This is a genomic window from Crenobacter sp. CS_VA4 (assembly GCF_055597485.1).
The window spans coordinates 1-20335 of the sequence record NZ_JBVMAE010000043.1 but is presented as its reverse complement, the minus strand read 5'-3'; the positions used below and the strand labels follow the sequence as shown (position 1 = coordinate 20335).

Here is a 20335-nt window from a genome sequence, read left to right as displayed (position 1 = left end):
TGCGGAACGATGTTTGCGTTCGCCAAATCGAGAAGCTGCCGTTCAGCGCGGCCCGACCCTGAACGACTGGTATCAAACGACTGGTATCAAAGGCATTGCAGACCTAAACGGCTTGGCATTTGAACGTCGGCAAAGGCCGAGAAGCCGCTGCTGGAGCTAAGTGCTCCCATAGCTTTTGAACCGATCGTCCAAGGGCGAAGTGTGCTCGCATTTTGGGAGCTAGGGCTTGTGGGTGTCTGAAAGCCCAAGGCGATTCAATGAACGGCTTGGTTGAGCTTAAGGCATCATGCCTTTTCGGGGGCTGTCACGCTCAGGAAGCATAAGTTGGCCGCCAGGTGGAAGCATAAGATGGCCACCTGCCCAAATTGGACTGTCCCGGACGCGGTGGGCCGTCCAGCTTGCGACTTGACGGAAGCGGGGCCGGTCATGCTGTGGGCTTACCTGAAGAGATGTACCGGTCGACCTTCGAGCGATTTGCGCAGCAGAGCCGGTAGAAGCAAAAACCCCCTCCCTATGGTGGGGCGGGGGCAGTGAAATGCGCCGAGGGACCAGTTCGGTTATTGCAGCTGGACCATCCGGGGTCGAGTCAGCGACTCCGGGTTCAGCACGGCGTTGAGCTGGTCGCGGCTCATCAGTCCGCGGGACAGGACGATGTCGAACACGCTGCCGCCGGTGGCGTGGGCTTCGGCGGCCACCTCGGTGGCGGCGGCATAGCCGATGAACGGGTTGAGCGCGGTGACGAGGCCGATCGAGTTTTCCACCGACTTGCGCAGGTGCTCGCGGTTGGCGGTAATGCCTTTCACGCAGTGCTCGGTCAGCGTGTGGCAGGCGTTCGCCAGGTGGTTGATGCTGCGGAACAGGCTGTAGGCGATCACCGGCTCGAAGGCGTTGAGCTGCAGCTGGCCGGCCTCGGCCGCCATCGTCACGGTCATGTCGTTGCCGATCACCTCGTAGGCGACCTGGGTCACCACTTCCGGGATCACCGGGTTCACCTTGCCCGGCATGATCGACGAGCCGGCCTGGCGGGCCGGCAGGTTGATCTCGCCGAAGCCGGCGCGCGGGCCGCTGGACAGGAGGCGCAGGTCGTTGCAGCTCTTGGACAGCTTGACCGCGACGCGCTTGAGCACGCCGGACAGCTGCACGAAGGCGCCGCAGTCCTGGGTGGCCTCGATCAGGTTCGGCGCGGTCACTAGAGGCAGGCCGGTGATCGCCGACAGGTGCTGGCATACCTTGGCCGCATAGTCCGGGTGGGCGTTGATGCCGGTGCCGATCGCGGTGGCGCCGAGGTTGATCTCCAGCATCAGCTGACCGGCCTCGCCGAGGCGCAGCTCGTCCTCGCCGAGCATCACCGCGTAGGTCATGAACTCCTGGCCGAGCGTCATCGGCACCGCGTCCTGCAGCTGGGTGCGGCCCATCTTCAGGATGTCCTTGAACTCGTCAGCCTTGTCGGCGAAGGCGCCGCGCAGGGACACCATCTGCGCTGCCAACTGCTGCACACCGTTCCAGGTCGCCACGCGCAGCGCGGTCGGGTACACGTCGTTGGTGGACTGGCCCAGGTTGACATGCTCGTTCGGGTGCAGGTGCTGGTACTCACCCTTGCCGTGGCCGAGCAGCTCCAGCGCGCGGTTGGCGATCACCTCGTTGGCGTTCATATTGGTCGAGGTCCCGGCGCCGCCCTGGATCACGTCGACGACGAACTGGTCGTGCAGCCGGCCGGCGCGAATCTCCTCACAGGCCGCCACGATGGCCTGGGTGCGGCGGTCGTCGAGCAGTCCCAGCTCGTTGTTGGCGAGCCCGGCGGCCTGCTTGATCGCGGCCAGCGCATTGATCAGCCCAGGGTAGCCGGCGATGGTCTGGCCGGTGATCGGGAAGTTCTCGACGGCGCGCAGCGTGTGCACGCCCCAGTAGGCCTCGGCAGGGATGTCGCGGTCGCCCAGCAGGTCGTGTTCGATGCGGGTGTTCATAGAGGGTTCGCCTTTCAGGGTGGGGACTGATGGGAACGCACTCTAGGCGTGGCAGGTGGGCGCTGGCCAATTCCAAATGCCGATGGGGTCATGCTTTTTTTGCATAACCCGCGCCGGCTCAGATCGGTGCGTAGCGCTGTTGCAGGAAGGCCCAGAACGCCTCGACCGCCGGGCGGCCGGGCTTGCGGTGGCGGTACAGGCGGATCTCCATCTCGACCTCCCAGCCGGCGTCGGCGGCCGGCGCGAGCTGGCCGTAGCGCACTTCGCGGGTGACGGCGCTCTGCGGCAGGAACGCCACGCCGTGCCCCTCCAGCACCATGTTCTTCAGCCCCTCGGCCATGTCGGTCTCGTAGCGCAGGTTCAGGTGGCAGGGGGCGGGGGCGTTGTCGAGGATCAGTTCGGTCATCAGGCGGAAATAGGCGTTGGCCGCGTAGCCGAGGAAGGGCACCGGCTGCTCCGGAGTGCCGGGCAGACTGAAGAACGGGACGCGCTGCCGGTCGCAACGCGCGTAGGGGCGCAGCCGCTCCATCCCGATGCGCAGGCCGAGGTAGCGGCTTTCCTCGAGTTCGACCGGCTTCTTCGGGTGGTGGTAGCACAGCAACAGGTCGGTGCCACCCTCGACCAGCGCCAGCAGCGCATCATGGACGTTGCTCGCCTGCAGGCGGCAGGCCAGTTGGCCGAAGTGCTGTTCCACCTGAGTCAACCACTTGGGGAAAAACGAGAACGACAGCGTGTGCGGCACGGCGAACTCCAGCGTCTCCTCCGGCAGTGGCTTCATGCCCTGCAGCAGCGCGCGGGTGGCCTGGATCTGGTCGAGCATGCTGACCGCCTGCTCGCGGAACACCTCGCCGGCAGCGGTCAGTGTGGTCGGGTAGCTGGTGCGATCGATCAGCTCGGTGCCGACCCAGTTCTCCAGCGCGCGGATCCGCCGCGAGAAGGCGGGTTGGGTCAGGTGCCGCGCCTGTGCCGAGCGGGTGAAGCTGCCGGTGTCCGCCAGGACCAGAAAGTCTTCCAGCCAACGTGTTTCCATGGTGATCTCGCTCGGAGTGCTTGCCGTTTCCAGAAAGGCAGAGCTTAGCGCGGATCGGGCCGGTGGCGGCAAGCGGGGAGGGAGCGACGGCGCCGCGCGGGCGGCGTCGGAAGGGGGCTGGCCGGATTAGGCCAACCTTGGGGGGCAAGCCCCCGCCAGGTTGGCCGAACGGACTCAGTTCGGCACGTGCAGCAAGGAGCGGCGGCGCGAGTAGCCGAAGTACACCAAGAGGCCGAGCGCCAGCCAGATCACGAAGCATAGCCAGGTCAGCGCGGCGAGCTGGGTCATCAGGAACACGCAGAACACGATGGCCAGCGCCGGAATGTACGGCACCCCAGGGCAGTGGAACTTGCGCGGCAGATGCGGCTCCTTGCGGCGCAGTACGATCACCCCGGCCGCGATCAGCGAGAACGCCGCCAGCGTGCCGATATTGGTCAGTTCGGCCAGGGTGTTCAGCGGAATGAAGCCGGCGATCAGCGCGATGATGATGCCGATTAGCCAGGTGGCCTTGCGGACTGCCCCGGAGTCAGTAGACAAATCCCTGCCTCACACCGAGGCCCGTTCAAAGGCCTCGGGACTGACACAGCCCAAGTGACCGTTCCTCGGCCTTAGCCGCCGCTCGTGTTGGCATTCCGAAACAATTTGACATGCACTTTGCGTAATCATTGGAGAAGATCTACTCTCGCTATGAGTGGGCCTATGCAGCTTTAGGTCAGGCTCCGTGGGCAAGGTTCTCATTTCAAAAGTGAATTTTTGTTGCTTAGGCCACTGCTTCAGAAAGCCTACCCAAGCATGTATATGGACGTCGCCGACTGAATACACTGGGTTCAAACTGAGTTCAGTTCGCAAGATGAAGGCAGTCTTCAACTGACGGGGAATGACAACGAGTCCGGGGAGAAAGCATGAAGTTCATTCATGCCGCTGACATTCATCTTGATAGCCCATTGCACGGGCTGAGTGCTTACCCTGACGCACCGGCTGGCCAGCTGCGCAACGCCTCACGAGAGGCGCTCAGCCAGCTCGTCGACCGTGCCATCGAAGAAGAGGTGGCGTTCCTCATCATCGCTGGCGACCTCTACGACGGGGATTGGAAGGACCACAACACCGGCATCTTCTTCAGCCAGCAGATGGGCCGTCTTCGCAAGGCCGGCATTCGTGTGTTCCTCCTCTACGGCAACCACGATGCCGAGAGCGAGATGACGAAGAAGCTCACCCTTCCCGACAACGTCATCCCGTTCAGTGCGAAGAGACCGGAGGTGCACAAGCTGGACGACCTCAAGGTCGCCCTGCATGGCCAGAGCTTCAAAGACAAGGTCGTCGTCGATAACCTGGCGTTGGGCTACCTAGACCCGGTGGCCGGCTACTACAACATCGGCGTACTCCACACCGCATTGGAGGGCTATAGCGCTCACCCCAACTACGCGCCCTGTTCTCGCGCCGAGCTCCATGCCAAGGGTTACAACTACTGGGCCCTCGGGCACGTTCACGAGTTCCAACAATGGTCGGAACAGTCCTCAATCGTGTTCCCCGGAAATCTCCAAGGGCGGCACATCCGCGAGACTGGACGCCGCGGCGCTGTGCTGGTCACGGTCGAGAACGGCCACACGACGGTAGATCGACTCTTTCTGGATGTCCTGCGGTGGGAGGCTTTACATGTGGACGTGGCTGACTGTACCTCGATGGGAGACGTTGCCCGCAAGGTCGGGGTGACCTTGGAGGAGCTGCTTTCCACAGACGGCCACGTGCCTCGGGCCGTGCGCGTCACCCTGAGTGGCCGAAGTCCCACCCACGGGCTGCTGTTCGGCAAAGCCAAGGAATTACGTGCGGAGGTGCTAAGCCAGATTGCCGTCATCGGCAACGAAAAGCTGTGGCTTGAGAAGGTAAAGGTGGCGACGACACCCACTTCCGAGTTGAGCTACTACAGTGCGAGGATGGATGCCATCGCCGACCTACAAGAAATCCTCAACGAGGCGGCCAGCGACCCAGAGTTCCTCGCCCTGCTGAGCAGTGACCTGCAGCCGTTCTTTGGCAAAGTCTCCTCCGGAGTCAAAGAAGACATCCCGCTGCTGACGCTTGCCAGATCAGGGAAGCTGTCCGATCTCGTAAAGCACGTTTCTCCCGCGCTGCTGGCGCGTCTGGCAGAAGGAGAGTAAGCCATGCGCATTAGGCAACTCGCCCTTATCAGGTACGGTAAGTTTGATGGTGAGTCCCTTACCTTCCCCAAGGCAACGCACGATTTCCATGTCATGGTCGGACCCAACGAGGCGGGCAAGTCAACGGTTCGAAACGCTGTACTGGAGTTGCTCTTTGGTATGCCTACACGGACCCCGCTTGCGTTTCTGCATGAGTTAAGTGAGTTGCGCTTGGGCGGTGTCTTGGAGGGTGAAGCTGAAGAGACGGTCTTTCATCGCGCACGTGGCCGGGCGCAGCTCCGAACCCCGACCGACGAGAAGCTGCCCGATGAGTACCTGGCTCCGCATCTTGGAGGAGCCACGAAAGAGTTCTTCGAGCAGATGTTCGGCCTTAACCATGAGCGGTTGGTCGAAGGAGGACGAAGCATCCTCGATGCCTCGAAAGACCTTGGACGCGTGCTGTTCCAGTCTGCAGCTGGCATTGGGAGTTTGGGCCCCGTCCGGGAGGCATTGGAGGCTCGCGCTGGTGAGCTTTGGGCCAAGCGCGGAAGTAGCAGCGAGTACGCCCAAGCTGAGGCTCGCTTCAACGAGGCCGGTGCAGAGTTCAAGGCGGCTCACGTCCGAACCAAGGTTTGGTCTGAAGCAAAGGAGGCCCTTGAGGAGGTCAACGAAGAGATTGCGGAGGCTGAGGAGGAGCGCCTGCGTCTCGAAACGCTGCGCTCGAAGCTTGAACGAGTTCGCCGACTGGCCCCCTACCTCAGAGAGCTGGCGGCCAAGGAGGCCGAACTCGTTGAGCTTGGAGACGTCATTGATCTGCCGCCCACCGCGTACGCTGACCTGACCGCAGGACAGGCTGGCCTTGCAAGCGCGAACAGGGTGCTCGAGGAACGACGCAAGGACCTCGATGCGCGTCAGCGCGAGCGAGATGGGGTCACAACCGACGACGAGGTGCTTGCCTTGTCGAAGGACATCGAGGCGCTTGATGAGAGCCGAGGCGCCTGCGTCAACCATCCGCGCGACTTGCCGTTGCAACATGCCGAGGTCGAGCGCTTGCTCGACGAGGCGTTTGCGGCGGCTTCCCAGCTTGGGTGGCCAACAGACGAGGAGGCACTGCGCGGCAGCCTCCCAAATGCTTTGATGCTGAAGACTGTGACCAACCTCCTTCGCGAGCATGGTGCACTGCTCCAGGCCATGGTCGGCGCACAGGAAGCTGCGGAAGAGAAGGAGCGCGACCTCCAGACGCTGCGCGAGCAGCTCGGCGGGCTCACGGCATCGGAGGTTTCTGAGGAGCTGAGACAGGCTCTTTCGGATGCCCAGACGCTCAAGAACAGCCCCTCAAAGCAGCTGACTCTCAAGAATAACGTCGAGGAAGCCGAACGCCAGCTCGACAACGAGCACGTAGCGCTCGGGCGTTGGAAGATCTCATTGGAAACGCTGCGGGTCATGGACCTACCGTCCATAGGTCGTATATCAGTCCTCCAGCGCCAAGAGCAGGAGCGCAAAGCCGCCGTCGAGAATGCGCGCGACAAGCTCGAGGAGACGGAGGCCTCAGCGGAACGGTTGCGACTCGAAGAGAAGCATTTCACCGAAGGCCACAAAGTGGTGACGCCAGCCGAAGTGCGAGATGCGCGCTCGGGACGGGACAGAGCTTGGAGCGACATCAAGTCTGCAGCCGTCACCATTGAAGCGGGCGCCCCGGCGGTTGATGCCGCTATTCGCCTAGCCGATGAGCTTGTCGACTCGCAACTCTGTACTGCCACGGAGGCAGCTACGTTGCAGAGCATTCGCCAGCAAGCCGAACTTGCCCGCGCGGAAGTTTCTCATAAGCAAGAGGCTATCAAAGAGCGAGAGGTGGAGCTTTTGCAGTTTCAGGTGGAATGGAATGAGCTCACGGCGGCCGTTGGACTGCAAGGCATCGCGCTGGATGACATGCCTGAATGGCTCTCCAAACGAGACGCTGTGTTCGCTGCTGAGGCTACCTTGCGCCAGCGCAGGCGAGACCTTGAGGCAGAAGAAGTGGCATACCGACAGGCTGCAGCGGCACTGGTCGGAGCACTTAAGGCCGCTTCAGTCGTCGTTTTCGACGAGACGGACATGGCATCTCTCACGTCCACTGCATCCGCCTACGTGCAGATGGCTGATTCGACGCACACCCAGAAGGAAGGTCTTGAGCAGCAGGCAGCCCAAACCGACCGGACGCTCAAGACGTTAAAAGCCAAAGCCGTGAGCGCTACCGGCGCGTACCAAGCGTGGGGGAGGCAATGGCAGCAGGCCTTGCAGGCCGCCAAGCTAAGCGGCGCTTCAACAACACTGGCCCAGGCAGAGGGTGCGGTGGAGCTGGCCAACACCGTCGCGGAGAAATTGGCCGCCGCTGAAGAAATCCGCCGTACCCGCATCAGGAGCATGCAAGCCGACTTGGATGCCTTGGGGGCCGAGGCACGCCGCATTTCCGGTCTGCTAGACGAGGAGCTCCTGAAACTTGGCGATTGGCCAGAGGTGGCTCGGCGCCTTATGGTGCGCCTGCGCGTAGCGAATAGTGCTGCTCAGGCGGCCAGGCTCGTTGACGAGGCGCTGCGGGAAGCCAAGGTAAGGGAGGAAGACGCTGAGCTCGATGTTGCAAACGCAGAAGCGCGTATCCTGCCCCTGCTGAAACTGGCCGGCGTCGAGACCAGTGAGGAGGCGCTACCGCTCGCTGAGCGGTCGGACAAGCGCCGTGGATTGCAGGATGCCATCGATAAAGCTAGAAGCACTCTCTTACGGGAGGGCGACGGTCTGACACGTGAAGCCATTGAAGCGGAGGTGGCGGAGCAAGACCCAGTTGCAGTCATTGGCCTCCTCGACCAAGCGAAACGCGACCTGGTCACGGTGAGCGAGCGGTTGAATGCTCTCATTCAGCGGCAAGTTACCGCGCAGCAGACGTTCTCTGCTATCAACGGACATGCGAACGCTGCCACTGCGGAAGCAAAGCGACAAGAAGCGCTGGCCTCAATGGGGGATGCCGCTGAGCAGTACCTCGAAATGGCGACGGCCAGTAGGCTCCTGAAGTGGGCCATCGACCGGTACCGCGACCAGAAGCAAGGACCGATGCTCCAGCGCGCCGGCGAGGTGTTCTCCCAGCTAACCCTTGGACAATTCACCAAGCTCGTCGTCGACCACGAGGTGAACCCACCCGCCCTCTTCGCCAAGCGGAAGAACGGCAAGCTGGTTGAAGTGTCAGGTTTGAGCGAAGGGACGCGCGACCAGTTGTTCCTGGCGCTGCGCATCGCGGCGCTCGAACTACACCTTCAGCATGCGAAGGCTCTGCCATTCATCGCTGACGATCTGTTCGTGAACTTCGATGACGGACGTGCCAAAGCTGGCTTGGAGGCGCTGCGCGAGTTGTCAAGCCGCACACAGGTAATGTTTCTCACGCACCACGAACATCTTCTGCCTCTAGTGCTGGAGGTGTTCGGCAACGCCGTGAACGTTGTGGAACTGCGGAGAGAGGCTGAGGTAGCCTGAGACGATATTCCGCATTAGGCCAAGTGTCCCTGTGGCTCAATGAATGTCTGTTTGCGGAGTGATCACATAGGTCCGACTTCTGCATTGGGTCGAAAACCTCTGTTGATTCAGTGCGCACAGCGGACAGCCCCAAAGCGAAATGGCTCCGAGAACATGACGGGCTGCTTTGGCCGGATTCTGTTGAAAAACTAATTCATGCCCCTGCATCAGGCTTAACACGACCCATTTCTGTGCAAAATTTCAGCAAATCGATACGGTTTTGCTCATTTAGCAGGCAAATTTGCCCAGGTTTTACATGGTTTGTGGCGTTCTGCATCAGTGGACCGAGTTTTTCAACAGAATCGCCGAGCAGCAGCCAATCATGCTATGAGTCGGTGGTGTGTCAGCCTTGGCAATCATTCGCCCCCACAACAACGAATGACAGCGCTTCCACATCCCAAAGCAGCCATCGATGTATCTAGTTTGCTAGAGACGATTCAATGCCGTTGTGCTCGGTCAACCCGGCCCAGGCTTAGCCGCGCTTTCCTTTCCCAGCGATTGCCACAACCCCTGCAAGGTCGTGTTTGTATTGTGGATGGCGCGATACGAACGGATTTCCAGTTGAGTGCTCCATTCTTCTCCGCCGGCACGCACCAGGCTACCTTGCTGCAGCGCTTCGGCCACCGCACTTTCCGGCAGCCAAGCTACCCCATAGCCCTCCTTGGCCATGTTCATCAACAGCATCGCCATGTCCGCCTCATAGCAACGCTCGAGGAACAGCTCAGTCGGAGCCTGCTTAAGGATTACATCGACTACACGACCAAGAAAGGTGGTGGAGGTATAGGCCAAGTACGGGATCGGAATGTTCTTGCTGCCGGGCAGCCGGAATGCCGGTTTGCCGGACGCTCCCACAGCGGTCACTGGAATAAAGGCCTCGTGGCCCAGCACCTGATAGTCGAACTTGTCTGAGTCGAGCAAGATAGGCGCATACGGATGGTGATAGCAGAACATCAGGTCGCAGCTGCCTTCGGACAGCGCGGTAACCGCATCCAGCACGTTCTCGGCTACCACACGCGCATTGAAGTGCCCATGGCGTAGCTGAAACTGCTTCATCCACTTGGGCAGGAATGTCATCGACAGTGTATGGCCGGCACGCACCTGGATGGCTCTGCCCGGCATCCGCGTTTCTTGGCGGATGTTGGCACGAGCCTCCAGCAATAGTCGCAGGGCCTCTCGCCCTTGTTCGCAGAACAGCTTCCCGGCTGGCGTCAGCTCAAGCGGGTAGGTCCCGCGATGCACCAGGTCAGCCCCCACCCATTCTTCCAGCGAGCGGATGCGGCGCGACAGCGCCGATTGCGTGATATGGCGAAGCTCTGCCGCACGGGAAAAACTTTTGGTATCGGCCAAGGCCAACAGGTCATCGATCCATCTGATATACATGCGCTTCCTCTCGATGAGTCGCGCCTCCCTACCTGCGCCCCTCCACAAAATCATCGGCCTGGCTCGCAAAAAAAGCTATTCCAAATCCGCATAGCGGCATGACCCCTCCGCATCAGGACCGTGTGGACGCGACCCTAGAATTTCAACGTGCCCCCTGGCACTTCGCGTCAACAAAGGAGAGCTGCAATGATCATTCCAACAACTACTCTGCTTACCAGAACCTGCTCCACGCCCTTCGCCCTGACTAGCACAGACTTCTCGGGGAAATTAAAGCCATGAATACGCAAAAACTGACCCGCCAAATTGGTCTGGCGATGCTGCTTGGCGTCGTGGTTGGCTACCTCTGTAACAGCTACGCACATGATGCGCAGTCGGCCAAGGAGATCGCCGGTTATTTCAGCTTGGTAACGGATATCTTTCTGCGTCTGATCAAGATGATCATCGCGCCGCTGGTATTCGCTACGCTGGTTTCCGGCATCGCCAGCATGAGCGATGGCCAAGCTGTGGGCCGTATCGGCCTGAAAGCCATGCTGTGGTTCATCTGTGCCGCCACCGTGTCCCTGTTTATCGGCATGGCGCTGGTTAACCTGTTCCAGCCGGGCCTACATATGAACTTAGCGCTGCCGGACGTGGCAGCGAGCACCGGTCTGAAAGCCGGTGACTTCAGCCTGAAAGGCTTCATTACCCACGTCTTCCCGAAGAGCTTTGCCGAGGCGTTGGCCAACAACGAGATTCTGCAGATTCTTGTGTTCTCGCTGTTCTTCGGTGCCGCGCTATCCTTCGTGAAGGGGCAAGGTCATTCGGCGCTGGACGCCTGCCTCGAGGAGTTGGCCCGCATCATGTTCCGCATCACCGACTACGTGATGCGCTTCGCACCGATCGGTGTGTTCGCTGCAATGGCCTCTGCTATCACAGAGCAAGGACTGGGCGTGCTGGTGAACTACGGCAAGCTGATCGGCGAGTTCTACCTGGGGCTGGCGCTGTTATGGATCCTGATGTTGGCGGTGGGCTACTTGTTTCTTGGCAAGCCGGTGCTGTCACTGTGTCGGCTGATCCGTGAGCCGGCCCTGTTGGCCTTCTCCACGGCAAGCAGCGAATCGGCCTATCCCAAGACCATTGAGGCGCTCGAGCGCTTTGGTGTCTCCAAGCGAATTTCCGGCTTCGTCCTGCCGCTCGGCTACTCGTTCAACCTCGACGGCTCGATGATGTACCAGGCATTTGCCGTGCTCTTCATCGCTCAGGCTTACAACATCAACTTGAGCTTCTCCCAACAGCTGATGCTGCTTTTGGTGCTGATGGTGACCAGCAAGGGCATGGCCGGCGTCGCAAGAGCCTCGCTGGTGGTAGTGGCCGCAACGCTGCCAATGTTCCACCTCCCCGAAGCGGGTCTGCTGCTGATCATGGGCATCGACCAAATATTCGACATGGGCCGCACTGCCACTAATGTGCTTGGCAACAGCCTGGCCACTGCGGTGGTAGCCAAATTGGAAGGCGAGCGCGAGCCACAAGGCGTACCGCAGCCAGCCGACAACAACATCTGACCTGCAACTTGGCACGGCCGCTCTCAGCGGCCGCTGCTCCCCCTTACTCGTCACGATCATGAACAAAAGAACCTTCGGCATCATCGGCGGACTCGGTGCGCTGGCGGGGGCCGACCTTTTTGGCAAACTGCTGAAAGCTCAGGCCTCAGATAACTCAGCAGTAGAGCTGCATGTGCTGCTCGAACATCACCCATTCCGCGGCGCCGGTATTCCGCTGACGCAAGACAGCAACGTCACCGCACGTAAGCTGTATGTGTTTGAGACCGGCCGAACCCTAACTAAGCACGGCGTGGATGCCATTTTGCTACCTTGCTTCGCCAGCCATGTGTTTCGCGATGAGATTCAGATGGAGCTCGAGGTGGCTGTGCTGGATATGCTGGATGCGCTCTACCACTATGTGGCGAGGCAGCTAGCCCCTGGCAGTCGGCTCGGCGTGCTGACATCAGACTACGTACGCCATGCCGGTTTGTTTGAACGCTATTTTGGCGAGCACTATCAACTGGTTTACCCGGCCGAACGTGAGCAGGCAGGGCTAATGGAAGCCGTGTACGGCCCGCGCGGTTTACAGGCCGGCTGCACTGAGGGGGAGGTGACCGAGCAGGTGGGCCGAGCCTGCGTACAGCTGTTGGAACACCAGGCCGACCTACTGCTGCCGGGTTTTACCGAGTTGTCCATGGTGACGGTTGGTCTGCAGCGGTTTGGCATCCGCCTGCCCGATATCAACGAAATCTATGCCGATTATGCGCTGTTCCATCAAGAGAGGCCGGCATTCACACCGTTCAAGCTGGGTATCGTCGGCGGTGTTGGGCCGGCGGCTACGGTCGACTTCATGGAGAAGGTCATCCGTAACACGCCGGCCCGTCGCGATCAGGACCACATCAAAATGGTGGTGGAACAGAATCCACAGATTCCAGATAGAACGGCCAACCTGTTACATCGAGAAGCCGACCCAACCGTGGCGCTGCTGGCTACCTGCAAGCGCTTGGAAGAGGAGGGCGCTCATGCCATAGCCATTCCATGCAACACCGCTCATGCCTTTGTGCCGAGCATCCAGCCATACTTGAACGTGCCTATCGTCCACATGCTAGAGGAGACTGTAGGCTACATCCTCAAGCGCTATGGCACAGCCAAACCAGTTGGGCTACTGGCGACATCCGGCACGGTGCAAAGCCGCGTTTATCACGACATCGCTGAAACGGCCGGCCTGACGCTGATCGTGCCCGACCCGACTCATCAGAACAAGGTCATGGAAGCCATCTACGGCAAGGAAGGGGTCAAGGCTGGACATACCGAAGGCCGCTGCAAGGAAGACTTGCTGGCCGCCGCGGCGCACTTGGCCGACTCGGGTGCTGAAGTTTTGATTCTCGGCTGCACCGAGTTGCCTATTTTGCTGCCGCAGTGTGAACACTTCGAATTAGGCGGCCATACGGTCGCACTCATTGACCCGACCGAGATTCTGGCTAGGCGCTGTGTCGAGTTGACGCACTCACCCAGGCGAGAATGGCGGCTGGACCTGCAATCTTGGATGCGTGCCAGGCACCGAACAACCAGCCTGACCCGATGATTGACCCTAAGCCGGTGCACAGTAACGCGACCGGGCCAATGTTTCTCTTGACGTGTTTGCCGAGGTGAGCGGCATCTATCGTCACCGGCGGATTCATTCCGAATTGGTCGCTCAAGGCATACCAGGGGCTTTTAAATTGATTGGCTACCCAAGGCGAGGAGGTTCGAGGTGACCGATGAAGAGTGGAAGCATCATCGGCTTTTAAATTGATTGGCTACCCAAGGCGAGGAGGGGCAACCTGGTGGGGAGCTGAAGGCCGTCGAGTTGGAGAATGGGATCGATCATCATGCTTCCTTAGGGGGCTACGTGGGGAGAGCTGTCATTTCGGATGCGGGTGCATTAGCAAACCGATTTTTATGTAAGAGCAGCGAATATCTTCGGTGGCTGGGGTATTTGTCATAAATTCAGTCTTGCCAATTAACACAAGCCGCGAAGCTCGCCCGAATGTCCTCCTGCGGCAAGTTACGACCAATCAACACGATGTTCGACACTGGAACTTCGCCATGCTTCCACTCGCGCCCGTAGTCAAAGCCACTGATGCGATGCACGCCTTGGAAAACTAAACGGCGCCCTTCCTCCTTAATCGCCAGCACGCCTTTGTAGCGCAGCAGCTCATCGCCGTGGCGCTCCACCAACTGCCGCATGAAATCGCTGATGCGGCCCAAATCCAGGGCGCCGTTGTGATGCAGATGCATGGCGGCGATTTCGTCGCCGAAGGAGCGACCCCCTGCGGGCCGGAAGCTCAAACCATTCTTGCCGCGTCGCAGAATATCTTCGTCCAGATGAAAACCACGCACACCGAACAGCAGCTTGCTGTCGATCACGCCGTTACGCAGCGGATGTTGCGCTGCTTCGCTGTTGATGTCCGCCAAACGCTCCGACAAAGCGGCCAAAGCCTCAGGTTCGGCCAGATCGGCCTTGGAAATCAGCAAGCGGTCGGCAAATCCCACCTGTTTTGCCGACACCGGCTGCTCATTCAGTTGCTTGGCACCGTGCACGGCATCCACCACGGTAATCACCGCATCCAAGATATAGACTTCGGCAAGCTTTGGGTCGCCGAAAAAGGTCTGCACAATCGGCGTCGGGTCGGCTAGCCCCGTGGTTTCAATCACCAAACGTTCAAACGCCAGCTCACCAACCGCCCGGCGCTCATGCAGCGCGCGCAAATGACGCGCCAGATCGCCGCGAATGGTGCAACACAGGCAACCGTTGGTCATTTCCACAAGTTCGGCGGTTTCCTGGATCAGTAGGTCACTGTCGATACTGACCGGCCCGAATTCGTTTTCGATGACGACGATGCGTTCGCCGGCGGTAGCCAACAGGTGGTTGAGCAAGGTGGTTTTGCCCGCGCCGAGAAAGCCGGTCAGCAAGGTAACCGGGGTTGGCGTAGCGGTAGACTGGGACATTACGTTTCTCTCTTAAACAACACGCCGGGCGTTATCCGCCCGGCGTGAGGTATGGGGTTGCATCAGCAGCAACGGCCTACCTTGCCGTCCCCTCCGCCGTACCGGGCATCCTGACGCTCGCGGAAAAATTCCTCATACGTCATCGGCTTTTGATCCGGATGAGTGTCGCGCATGTGCTCCACATAGGTGTCGTAATCGGGCAGGCCTACCATTAAATTGGCGGCCTGGCCGAGATACTTACCTAGTTTGCTAAGCTGATCGAACATCCCAATCCTTAAGCGCGGCTGCCTTGGGGCATTGCCGGCGTTTCCTTGGCAGTGGGGTGTGCGCTGCGCCAAGCTTGCCAGCAAGCCTGCGCGCCAAATACCAGCACGCTCACCACCACCAGGATGAACAACCCAGCCAAGCCGGCGTCCAGGCGGTCGTTGAAGATAACCTGATGCATTTGCGCCAGGCTCTTGGCCGGAGCCAACACCTTGCCGCTATCCAGCGCGGCTTGGTATTTGGCGGCGTGCGCGAGGAAGCCCACTTTGGGGTTCTCAGCAAAAATCTTCAGCCAACCGGCGTACAGGGTGCAGATCAACAACCATACCGTCGGCACGATGGTGACCCAGGCGTAACGCTCGCGCTTGAGCTTGAACAGCACCACGGTGGCCAGGACCAGTGCCACGGCGGCCAGCATCTGGTTGGAGATGCCGAACAACGGCCAGAGGGTGTTGATGCCGCCAAGCGGGTCGACCACGCCCTGGTAGAGGAAGTAACCCCAGGCGGCCACGCACAGACCGGTGGCGAGCAGGTTGGCCGGCAGAGAGTTGGTCTGCTTGAACGACGGTACGAACACCCCCAGCAGGTCCTGTAGCATGAAGCGCCCGGCGCGGGTGCCGGCGTCGACGGCTGTCAGGATGAACAGCGCCTCGAACAGGATAGCGAAGTGATACCAGAACGCCTTCATGCCGTCACCGCCGAACACGCTGGAGAGAATCTCGGCCATGCCGACGGCCAGCGTCGGGGCGCCGCCGGCACGCGAGATGATAGTGTGCTCGCCCAGAGTCTGCGCGGTCTGGGTCAGCATCTCCGGGGTAATCACGAAGCCGAACTGCGACACTGCTTGCGCCGCTGATTCGGCCGTCGGTCCGAGCAGTGCGGCCGGACTGTTCATGGCGAAGTAAATGCCCGGCTCGATGGAGGCGGCAGCCACCAGCGCCATGATGGCGACGAACGATTCCATCAGCATGCCGCCGTAACCAATGAACGGGGCGTGGCTTTCGTTTTCCAGCAGCTTCGGCGTGGTGCCGGAGGAGATCAGCGCGTGGAAGCCGGATACCGCGCCGCAGGCGATGGTGATGAACAGAAACGGGAACACGTTGCCCGACCACACTGGACCGGTGCCGTCGATGAAGCGCGTTACTGACGGCATTTTCAGCTCCGGCATCACGATCATGATGCCGATGGCCAGGCCGGCGATGGTGCCGACCTTCAGGAAGGTGGACAGGTAGTCGCGCGGGGCCAAGAGCAGCCACACCGGAAGGATCGAGGCGATCGCGCCGTAGCCGATCAGGATCCAGGTCAGTTCTTTGCCGCTGAAGGTGAACAGACCGGCTAGTGTCGGATCGGCTGCGACGTGACCGCCGCCGACGATGGCCAGCATCAAGAGCACGAAGCCGATCAGCGAGATCTCGCCGATACGGCCCGGACGGATGTAGCGGGTGTATACGCCCATGAACAGCGCGATAGGGATGGTGGCGCCGACGGTGAAAGTCCCCCACGGGCTGTCGGCCAAGGCCTTGACCACGATCAGCGCCAGTACGGCGAGGATGATCACCATGATCATAAAGGTACCGAACAGCGCGATCACACCGGGGATGGGGCCGAGCTCGGACTTTATCAGATCGCCCAGCGAGCGGCCGTCACGGCGCATGGAGATAAACAGCACCATGAAGTCCTGTACCGCTCCGGCGAACACCGCACCGGCCAGGATCCACAGCATGCCCGGTAGGTAGCCTAGCTGGGCAGCCAGCACCGGGCCGACCAGCGGGCCGGCGCCGGCGATAGCGGCAAAGTGGTGACCGAACAGTACGCTCTTGTTGGTCGGCACATAGTCGAGACCGTCATTCAGCCTTACCGCTGGGGTGGGGCGATGCGGGTCGAGCTGCATGATCTTGGTGGCGATGAAGCGGCTGTAGTAGCGGTAAGCGATCAGGTAGACGGATATTGCGGCAGCAACGATCCATAGTGCGTTGATCGTCTCTCCACGGTGCAAAGCAACGGTGCCAAGCGCAAACGCGCCGACGACCGCTACCAGAAACCACCCGAGGTGGCTGGTAAGTCGTTGCATTATGTTTCTCTCTCCAATGTGGCGGCATGGTGTGTGGGCATGCCATCTTGTATGTGATCCGGAACCGTCTGTGCGGTATGGTCTGCGGACCGGATCTACTATTGGCCAAGTTATTGGAAAGGGAAATTCGCACTACTACTGCCCCCGTTCTGCGTAGTACTACGTAGAACGGGGGCGAAAAGCCGGCCCTGTTTTGCTCCTGGCGCGGCGCAGCGGCAACAGTACAATGCCGAGTCAGCATCGCTTTACTGCTGCCGATTGCGCCCCGCCACTACTATTCATGCCCTCATGCAAACAAAACACAAAATCGTGCTACTGACTATCCTGCCTTTGCTGCTGGCTATGCTGGCGCTCGGCGGTTTGCTGGTGCATCGCAGTCAGCGGCTGACCGAGCAGCAGACTCGATTGATCGAGGAAGCGATGCTCGCTACCAAACAGGCGGAACTGCAGCATTACACCCAGCTGGCCATGACGGCAATCGGTCCGCTGTACTCCTCCGGCCGCAACGATCCGACTACCCAGGAGCAGGCCAAGGCCATCCTGCGCGGGATCAGTTACGGGGACGACGGCTATTTCTTCGTCTACGATCTGGCTGGCAACAATCTGGTGCACCCACGCAAGCCGGGCCTGGTTGGCAAGAACCTGTGGAATCTGACTGACCCGCACGGCCGGCACGTGATCCGTTCGCTGCTGGCCGCCGCCCGCAGTGGCAGCGGATTCCGGCGCTACGACTGGGAGAAGCCGTCTTCAGGGCAGATGAGTGAAAAGCTCGGCTACGTGGTGTTGCTCGAACGCTGGGGCTGGGTACTGGGAACCGGGGTATACATCGACGATATCGAAAAGGCGACCGCCTTGATGCGTAGCCGGGCTTCAACCAACATTCACGATACACTGTGGAGCATCGCCGCGGTGGCGGCAGCTGCGGTGCTGCTAGTGTTTGCCGGCGGTGTAGTGCTCAACGTCAGCGAGCATCGTGTAGCTGACGCAAAGCTCAAGGTGTTGGCGCAGCGCTTGGTTAACTCGCAAGAGCAGGAGCGGGCGCGTGTCTCTCGAGAACTGCACGATGGCATTTGTCAGCTTTTGGTTTCCACCAAGTTCCAGTTCGAGTTGGTGCAGCACAAACTCGAAACCGGCGGCACCGATACGCAGGAAGCGTTACGCAAAGGCTTGGCCGGGCTTGGCGACGCGCTGTGTGAGGTACGCCGGGTATCACACGACTTACGCCCATCCGCGCTTGACATGCTGGGCTTATCCGCCGCACTCGGCCAACTGGCCAGCGAGTTTGAACAGCACACCGGCACCAAGGTAGTGGTCAACAATCTACTTGGCGATATTGTGTTGCGTGATCAAGAGGCGGTAGCACTGTTCCGCATCGCGCAGGAAGCCTTTACCAATATTGAACGTCATGCCGGCGCCGAATTTGTAACTCTGGGGCTGGCTTGCGTCGATAAGTCAGTACGACTGGTCATTAGCGACGATGGCTGTGGTTTTGACGTCGAAGGGGTGAGCCGCTCCACCAGTAAGGGGATAGGCCTTCATAATATCCGCGAACGCGTCGAACACCTTGGCGGCACGTTTACTCTCACCTCCTCCGGAGGCGGCACTATGGTGGAAGTCACCCTGCCTCTTCGTTTAGAAGAATCGCATCATGCGGCATGATCGAACATGTATCCATCTAGCGCTGGTGGACGACCACCCTCTGGTACGCGACGGCCTGCGCGCCCGTCTAGCAGCCGTGCCGTACATTGAAGTCGTGGGCGAGGCTGGCAGTGGCACAGAAGCGCTCGCACTCGCCGATACTCTTCACCCCGATCTGATGCTGGTAGATATCGGCATGAAGGGGATGAACGGCATTCAGCTCACCGCCGAACTGCGCACGCGCCACCCTGACCTGGTGGTGGTCATCCTGAGTATGTACGACAATGCCGAATATGTGACAAGCGCCATCCGCGCTGGTGCGCGCGGCTATGTGCTCAAGGACGCGCCTTCGCACGAAATCCTCGCTGCCATCGAAGCGGCCATGGCAGGTGGCAGCTATTACAGCTCCGCCGTCATCCCGGCGCTGATTACCCCTTTAAGTTCCAATGACCCACTCACAGAACGTGAGCACGAAATCCTGCTGCTGCTAGCTCAGGGGCTGAGCAATAAAGCGATTGCCCAGACGCTAAATATTAGCGTGCGCACTGCCGAGACGCATCGTCTGAGCATTCGACGCAAGCTCGATATAGAAGGCGCGGCGGGTTTCGTAAAGTACGCAATGGAGAAGGGCTGGTTATAGAGCTAGCGCGATAGATGAAAAACAAGGGGCCGTGCAATGACGCCCGGTCTCCTCTATTCGTTAATCACGCCGAGTTGTGGGAATGTAGTATTTTGGAGGGGGCTTTCTCAGTTCGCGTTGCTCGACCAGTTTTCCGCGGCGTTGTTGCATAACTCTGCTGAGGGCTGAGTTTCCCCAGCACCAGACGGATTTCAGGCCATAGGAATCGTCACCGGTATGCCCTGCCGATGGAACGTATTCAGGATGGCGCAGCGAATATGGACTTCAGTAATCTGATGGTCAGGCCGCCGAGCGGTCAACGGGTCTCCTAGGCGTTTAAAGTGATACATAGTCGTTTCAACTAAGCTGCGCCGATGGTAACCACTCCACTTCTTCCAGAGTCGCCTGCCCAGGTGGTGAGCTGCGGCCTGCGAATCGTTAGGGGCAGTCGCCCAGGCCGACTTTTCCCGCTAAAGCTTGTCGTTGCGACGAAGTGGCACAATCACCGCTTCGCCTCGAGAGGAGACGACCCGATACGCGTCACGTGTGTCATAAGCGTCATCGTCACTGAAACTGGCCAAGGCGTCCTCCGGCGTCAGCTGCGACAGTAGTGCTTCGGCTTGTGCGGCATCGCCTTGGCTGTGGTCAGTGGTCTCAGCCGCCCGAATATCTCGCGTGTTGGCATTGATTGCCAGATGGACCTTTCGCCAGATTCAGCGGTACTCCGTCCATGTTTCTTCACTTTCTGCAGATTCCGGTGAATCTGGCCACCGGTGACGGTGACTTCTGGCCAGATTTTCCCATTTGGGCCGGCAGTAACCAGGGGGAGCGTTGCACCCGATTTGCACGCCCCGGCCCCCCTGACAATGCTTGAACTAGGTTTTGGTTCAACGTGACTGACAGGCGGCAATCGGGCCAGAAGCGGAAGTGCAGGTTGAGTACTACGACCGACTCCTGTTCGGCGAGGCTGTGTGGAAACACGGTGAATTGTTGATGCCAGAATGGTTGCGCCAACCTCTTTTGGGTTACCGATATCGGTCGCGGCACAAACCAGGCTATTTTGACGGGCAATAAGACCCTTTCAGGCCGCTACTGCCTCCATTAACCCAGCAAATCCGATGATCTTTATGACTCGCTTCATGTTGTAGGCGAGCACATGCAAGCTCATCTCTGTGCTGACGTGCGC

General features: G+C 60.0%; 14 protein-coding genes. 6 read left to right on the top strand and 8 right to left on the bottom strand.

Going from position 1 to position 20335, the window contains the following annotated elements; translation table 11 throughout:
• Positions 1–557 precede the first annotated feature (557 nt).
• The 3 genes from aspA to ACZ2IA_RS21430 all read right to left on the bottom strand — a co-directional run bounded on the left by aspA (position 558) and on the right by ACZ2IA_RS21430 (position 3531).
• Positions 558–1964, bottom strand: coding sequence for an aspartate ammonia-lyase (gene aspA / locus ACZ2IA_RS21440; protein WP_470294625.1), 1407 nt, complete (start codon positions 1962–1964; stop codon positions 558–560).
• A gap of 118 nt (positions 1965–2082) precedes the next feature.
• Complete coding sequence (locus ACZ2IA_RS21435) at positions 2083–2994, bottom strand: LysR family transcriptional regulator (RefSeq protein WP_470294624.1); 912 nt, start codon at positions 2992–2994, stop codon at positions 2083–2085.
• Positions 2995–3168: 174 nt separating this feature from the next.
• Positions 3169–3531, bottom strand: coding sequence for an amino acid permease (locus tag ACZ2IA_RS21430; protein WP_470294623.1), 363 nt, complete (start codon positions 3529–3531; stop codon positions 3169–3171).
• 365 nt (positions 3532–3896) lie between these two features.
• Between ACZ2IA_RS21430 and ACZ2IA_RS21425 the strand changes: the two genes are divergently transcribed.
• Both ACZ2IA_RS21425 and ACZ2IA_RS21420 read left to right on the top strand, forming a co-directional pair.
• A complete protein-coding gene (locus ACZ2IA_RS21425) occupies positions 3897–5147 on the top strand; it encodes a metallophosphoesterase family protein (RefSeq protein ID WP_470294622.1) in 1251 nt (416 codons plus the stop codon).
• 3 nt (positions 5148–5150) lie between these two features.
• Complete coding sequence (locus ACZ2IA_RS21420) at positions 5151–8627, top strand: AAA family ATPase (protein WP_470294621.1); 3477 nt, start codon at positions 5151–5153, stop codon at positions 8625–8627.
• Positions 8628–9122: 495 nt separating this feature from the next.
• Here ACZ2IA_RS21420 and ACZ2IA_RS21415 read toward each other — a convergent pair whose 3' ends face one another.
• Positions 9123–10046, bottom strand: coding sequence for a LysR substrate-binding domain-containing protein (locus ACZ2IA_RS21415; protein WP_470294620.1), 924 nt, complete (start codon positions 10044–10046; stop codon positions 9123–9125).
• A gap of 275 nt (positions 10047–10321) precedes the next feature.
• Between ACZ2IA_RS21415 and ACZ2IA_RS21410 the strand changes: the two genes are divergently transcribed.
• Together ACZ2IA_RS21410 and cuyB are read left to right on the top strand one after the other, a co-directional pair.
• Positions 10322–11587, top strand: a complete 1266-nt coding sequence (locus ACZ2IA_RS21410) for a dicarboxylate/amino acid:cation symporter (protein ID WP_470294619.1) — start codon at positions 10322–10324, stop codon at positions 11585–11587.
• Between the two features lie 58 nt (positions 11588–11645).
• The gene (cuyB, locus tag ACZ2IA_RS21405; protein ID WP_470294618.1) at positions 11646–13151 is read left to right on the top strand and encodes a cysteate racemase; all 1506 of its coding nucleotides are present in this window, start codon (positions 11646–11648) and stop codon (positions 13149–13151) included.
• Positions 13152–13555: 404 nt separating this feature from the next.
• On the opposite strand, the gene ACZ2IA_RS21400 is transcribed toward cuyB, so the two are convergent.
• The 3 genes from ACZ2IA_RS21400 to ACZ2IA_RS21390 form a co-directional block, all read right to left on the bottom strand.
• Positions 13556–14557 (bottom strand): CobW family GTP-binding protein, encoded by a 1002-nt coding sequence (locus tag ACZ2IA_RS21400; RefSeq protein WP_470294617.1) that lies wholly within the window; start codon positions 14555–14557, stop codon positions 13556–13558.
• Positions 14558–14619: 62 nt separating this feature from the next.
• A complete protein-coding gene (locus ACZ2IA_RS21395; RefSeq protein WP_470294616.1) occupies positions 14620–14823 on the bottom strand; it encodes a YbdD/YjiX family protein in 204 nt (67 codons plus the stop codon).
• Positions 14824–14831: 8 nt separating this feature from the next.
• Positions 14832–16892: a carbon starvation CstA family protein gene (locus ACZ2IA_RS21390; RefSeq protein WP_470294615.1), complete on the bottom strand. Its 2061-nt coding sequence runs from the start codon at positions 16890–16892 to the stop codon at positions 14832–14834.
• A 288-nt stretch (positions 16893–17180) separates the two neighbouring features.
• On the opposite strand from ACZ2IA_RS21390, the gene ACZ2IA_RS21385 reads away from it, so the two are divergent.
• Positions 17181–18551: a cache domain-containing protein gene (locus tag ACZ2IA_RS21385; RefSeq protein ID WP_470294614.1), complete on the top strand. Its 1371-nt coding sequence runs from the start codon at positions 17181–17183 to the stop codon at positions 18549–18551.
• On the top strand, positions 18541–19170 hold the full coding sequence (locus tag ACZ2IA_RS21380; RefSeq protein ID WP_470294613.1) for a response regulator: 630 nt from the start codon (positions 18541–18543) through the stop codon (positions 19168–19170). Before ACZ2IA_RS21385 ends, ACZ2IA_RS21380 begins: the two co-directional genes overlap by 11 nt.
• A 449-nt stretch (positions 19171–19619) precedes the next feature.
• Here ACZ2IA_RS21380 and ACZ2IA_RS21375 read toward each other — a convergent pair whose 3' ends face one another.
• A complete protein-coding gene (locus ACZ2IA_RS21375) occupies positions 19620–19862 on the bottom strand; it encodes a transposase (protein WP_470294626.1) in 243 nt (80 codons plus the stop codon).
• Positions 19863–20335: the final 473 nt, after the last annotated feature.

Excerpts from the sequence above, each read along its gene's own strand:
- aspA (WP_470294625.1), bottom strand. The coding sequence starts at position 1,964 with ATGAACACCCGCATCGAACACGACCTGCTGGGCGACCGCGACATCCCT.
- ACZ2IA_RS21435 (WP_470294624.1), bottom strand. The coding sequence starts at position 2,994 with ATGGAAACACGTTGGCTGGAAGACTTTCTGGTCCTGGCGGACACCGGC.
- ACZ2IA_RS21425 (WP_470294622.1), top strand. The coding sequence starts at position 3,897 with ATGAAGTTCATTCATGCCGCTGACATTCATCTTGATAGCCCATTGCAC.
- ACZ2IA_RS21420 (WP_470294621.1), top strand. The coding sequence starts at position 5,151 with ATGCGCATTAGGCAACTCGCCCTTATCAGGTACGGTAAGTTTGATGGT.
- ACZ2IA_RS21415 (WP_470294620.1), bottom strand. The coding sequence starts at position 10,046 with ATGTATATCAGATGGATCGATGACCTGTTGGCCTTGGCCGATACCAAA.
- ACZ2IA_RS21410 (WP_470294619.1), top strand. The coding sequence starts at position 10,322 with ATGAATACGCAAAAACTGACCCGCCAAATTGGTCTGGCGATGCTGCTT.
- cuyB (WP_470294618.1), top strand. The coding sequence starts at position 11,646 with ATGAACAAAAGAACCTTCGGCATCATCGGCGGACTCGGTGCGCTGGCG.
- ACZ2IA_RS21400 (WP_470294617.1), bottom strand. The coding sequence starts at position 14,557 with ATGTCCCAGTCTACCGCTACGCCAACCCCGGTTACCTTGCTGACCGGC.
- ACZ2IA_RS21395 (WP_470294616.1), bottom strand. The coding sequence starts at position 14,823 with ATGTTCGATCAGCTTAGCAAACTAGGTAAGTATCTCGGCCAGGCCGCC.
- ACZ2IA_RS21390 (WP_470294615.1), bottom strand. The coding sequence starts at position 16,892 with ATGCAACGACTTACCAGCCACCTCGGGTGGTTTCTGGTAGCGGTCGTC.
- ACZ2IA_RS21385 (WP_470294614.1), top strand. The coding sequence starts at position 17,181 with ATGCAAACAAAACACAAAATCGTGCTACTGACTATCCTGCCTTTGCTG.
- ACZ2IA_RS21380 (WP_470294613.1), top strand. The coding sequence starts at position 18,541 with ATGCGGCATGATCGAACATGTATCCATCTAGCGCTGGTGGACGACCAC.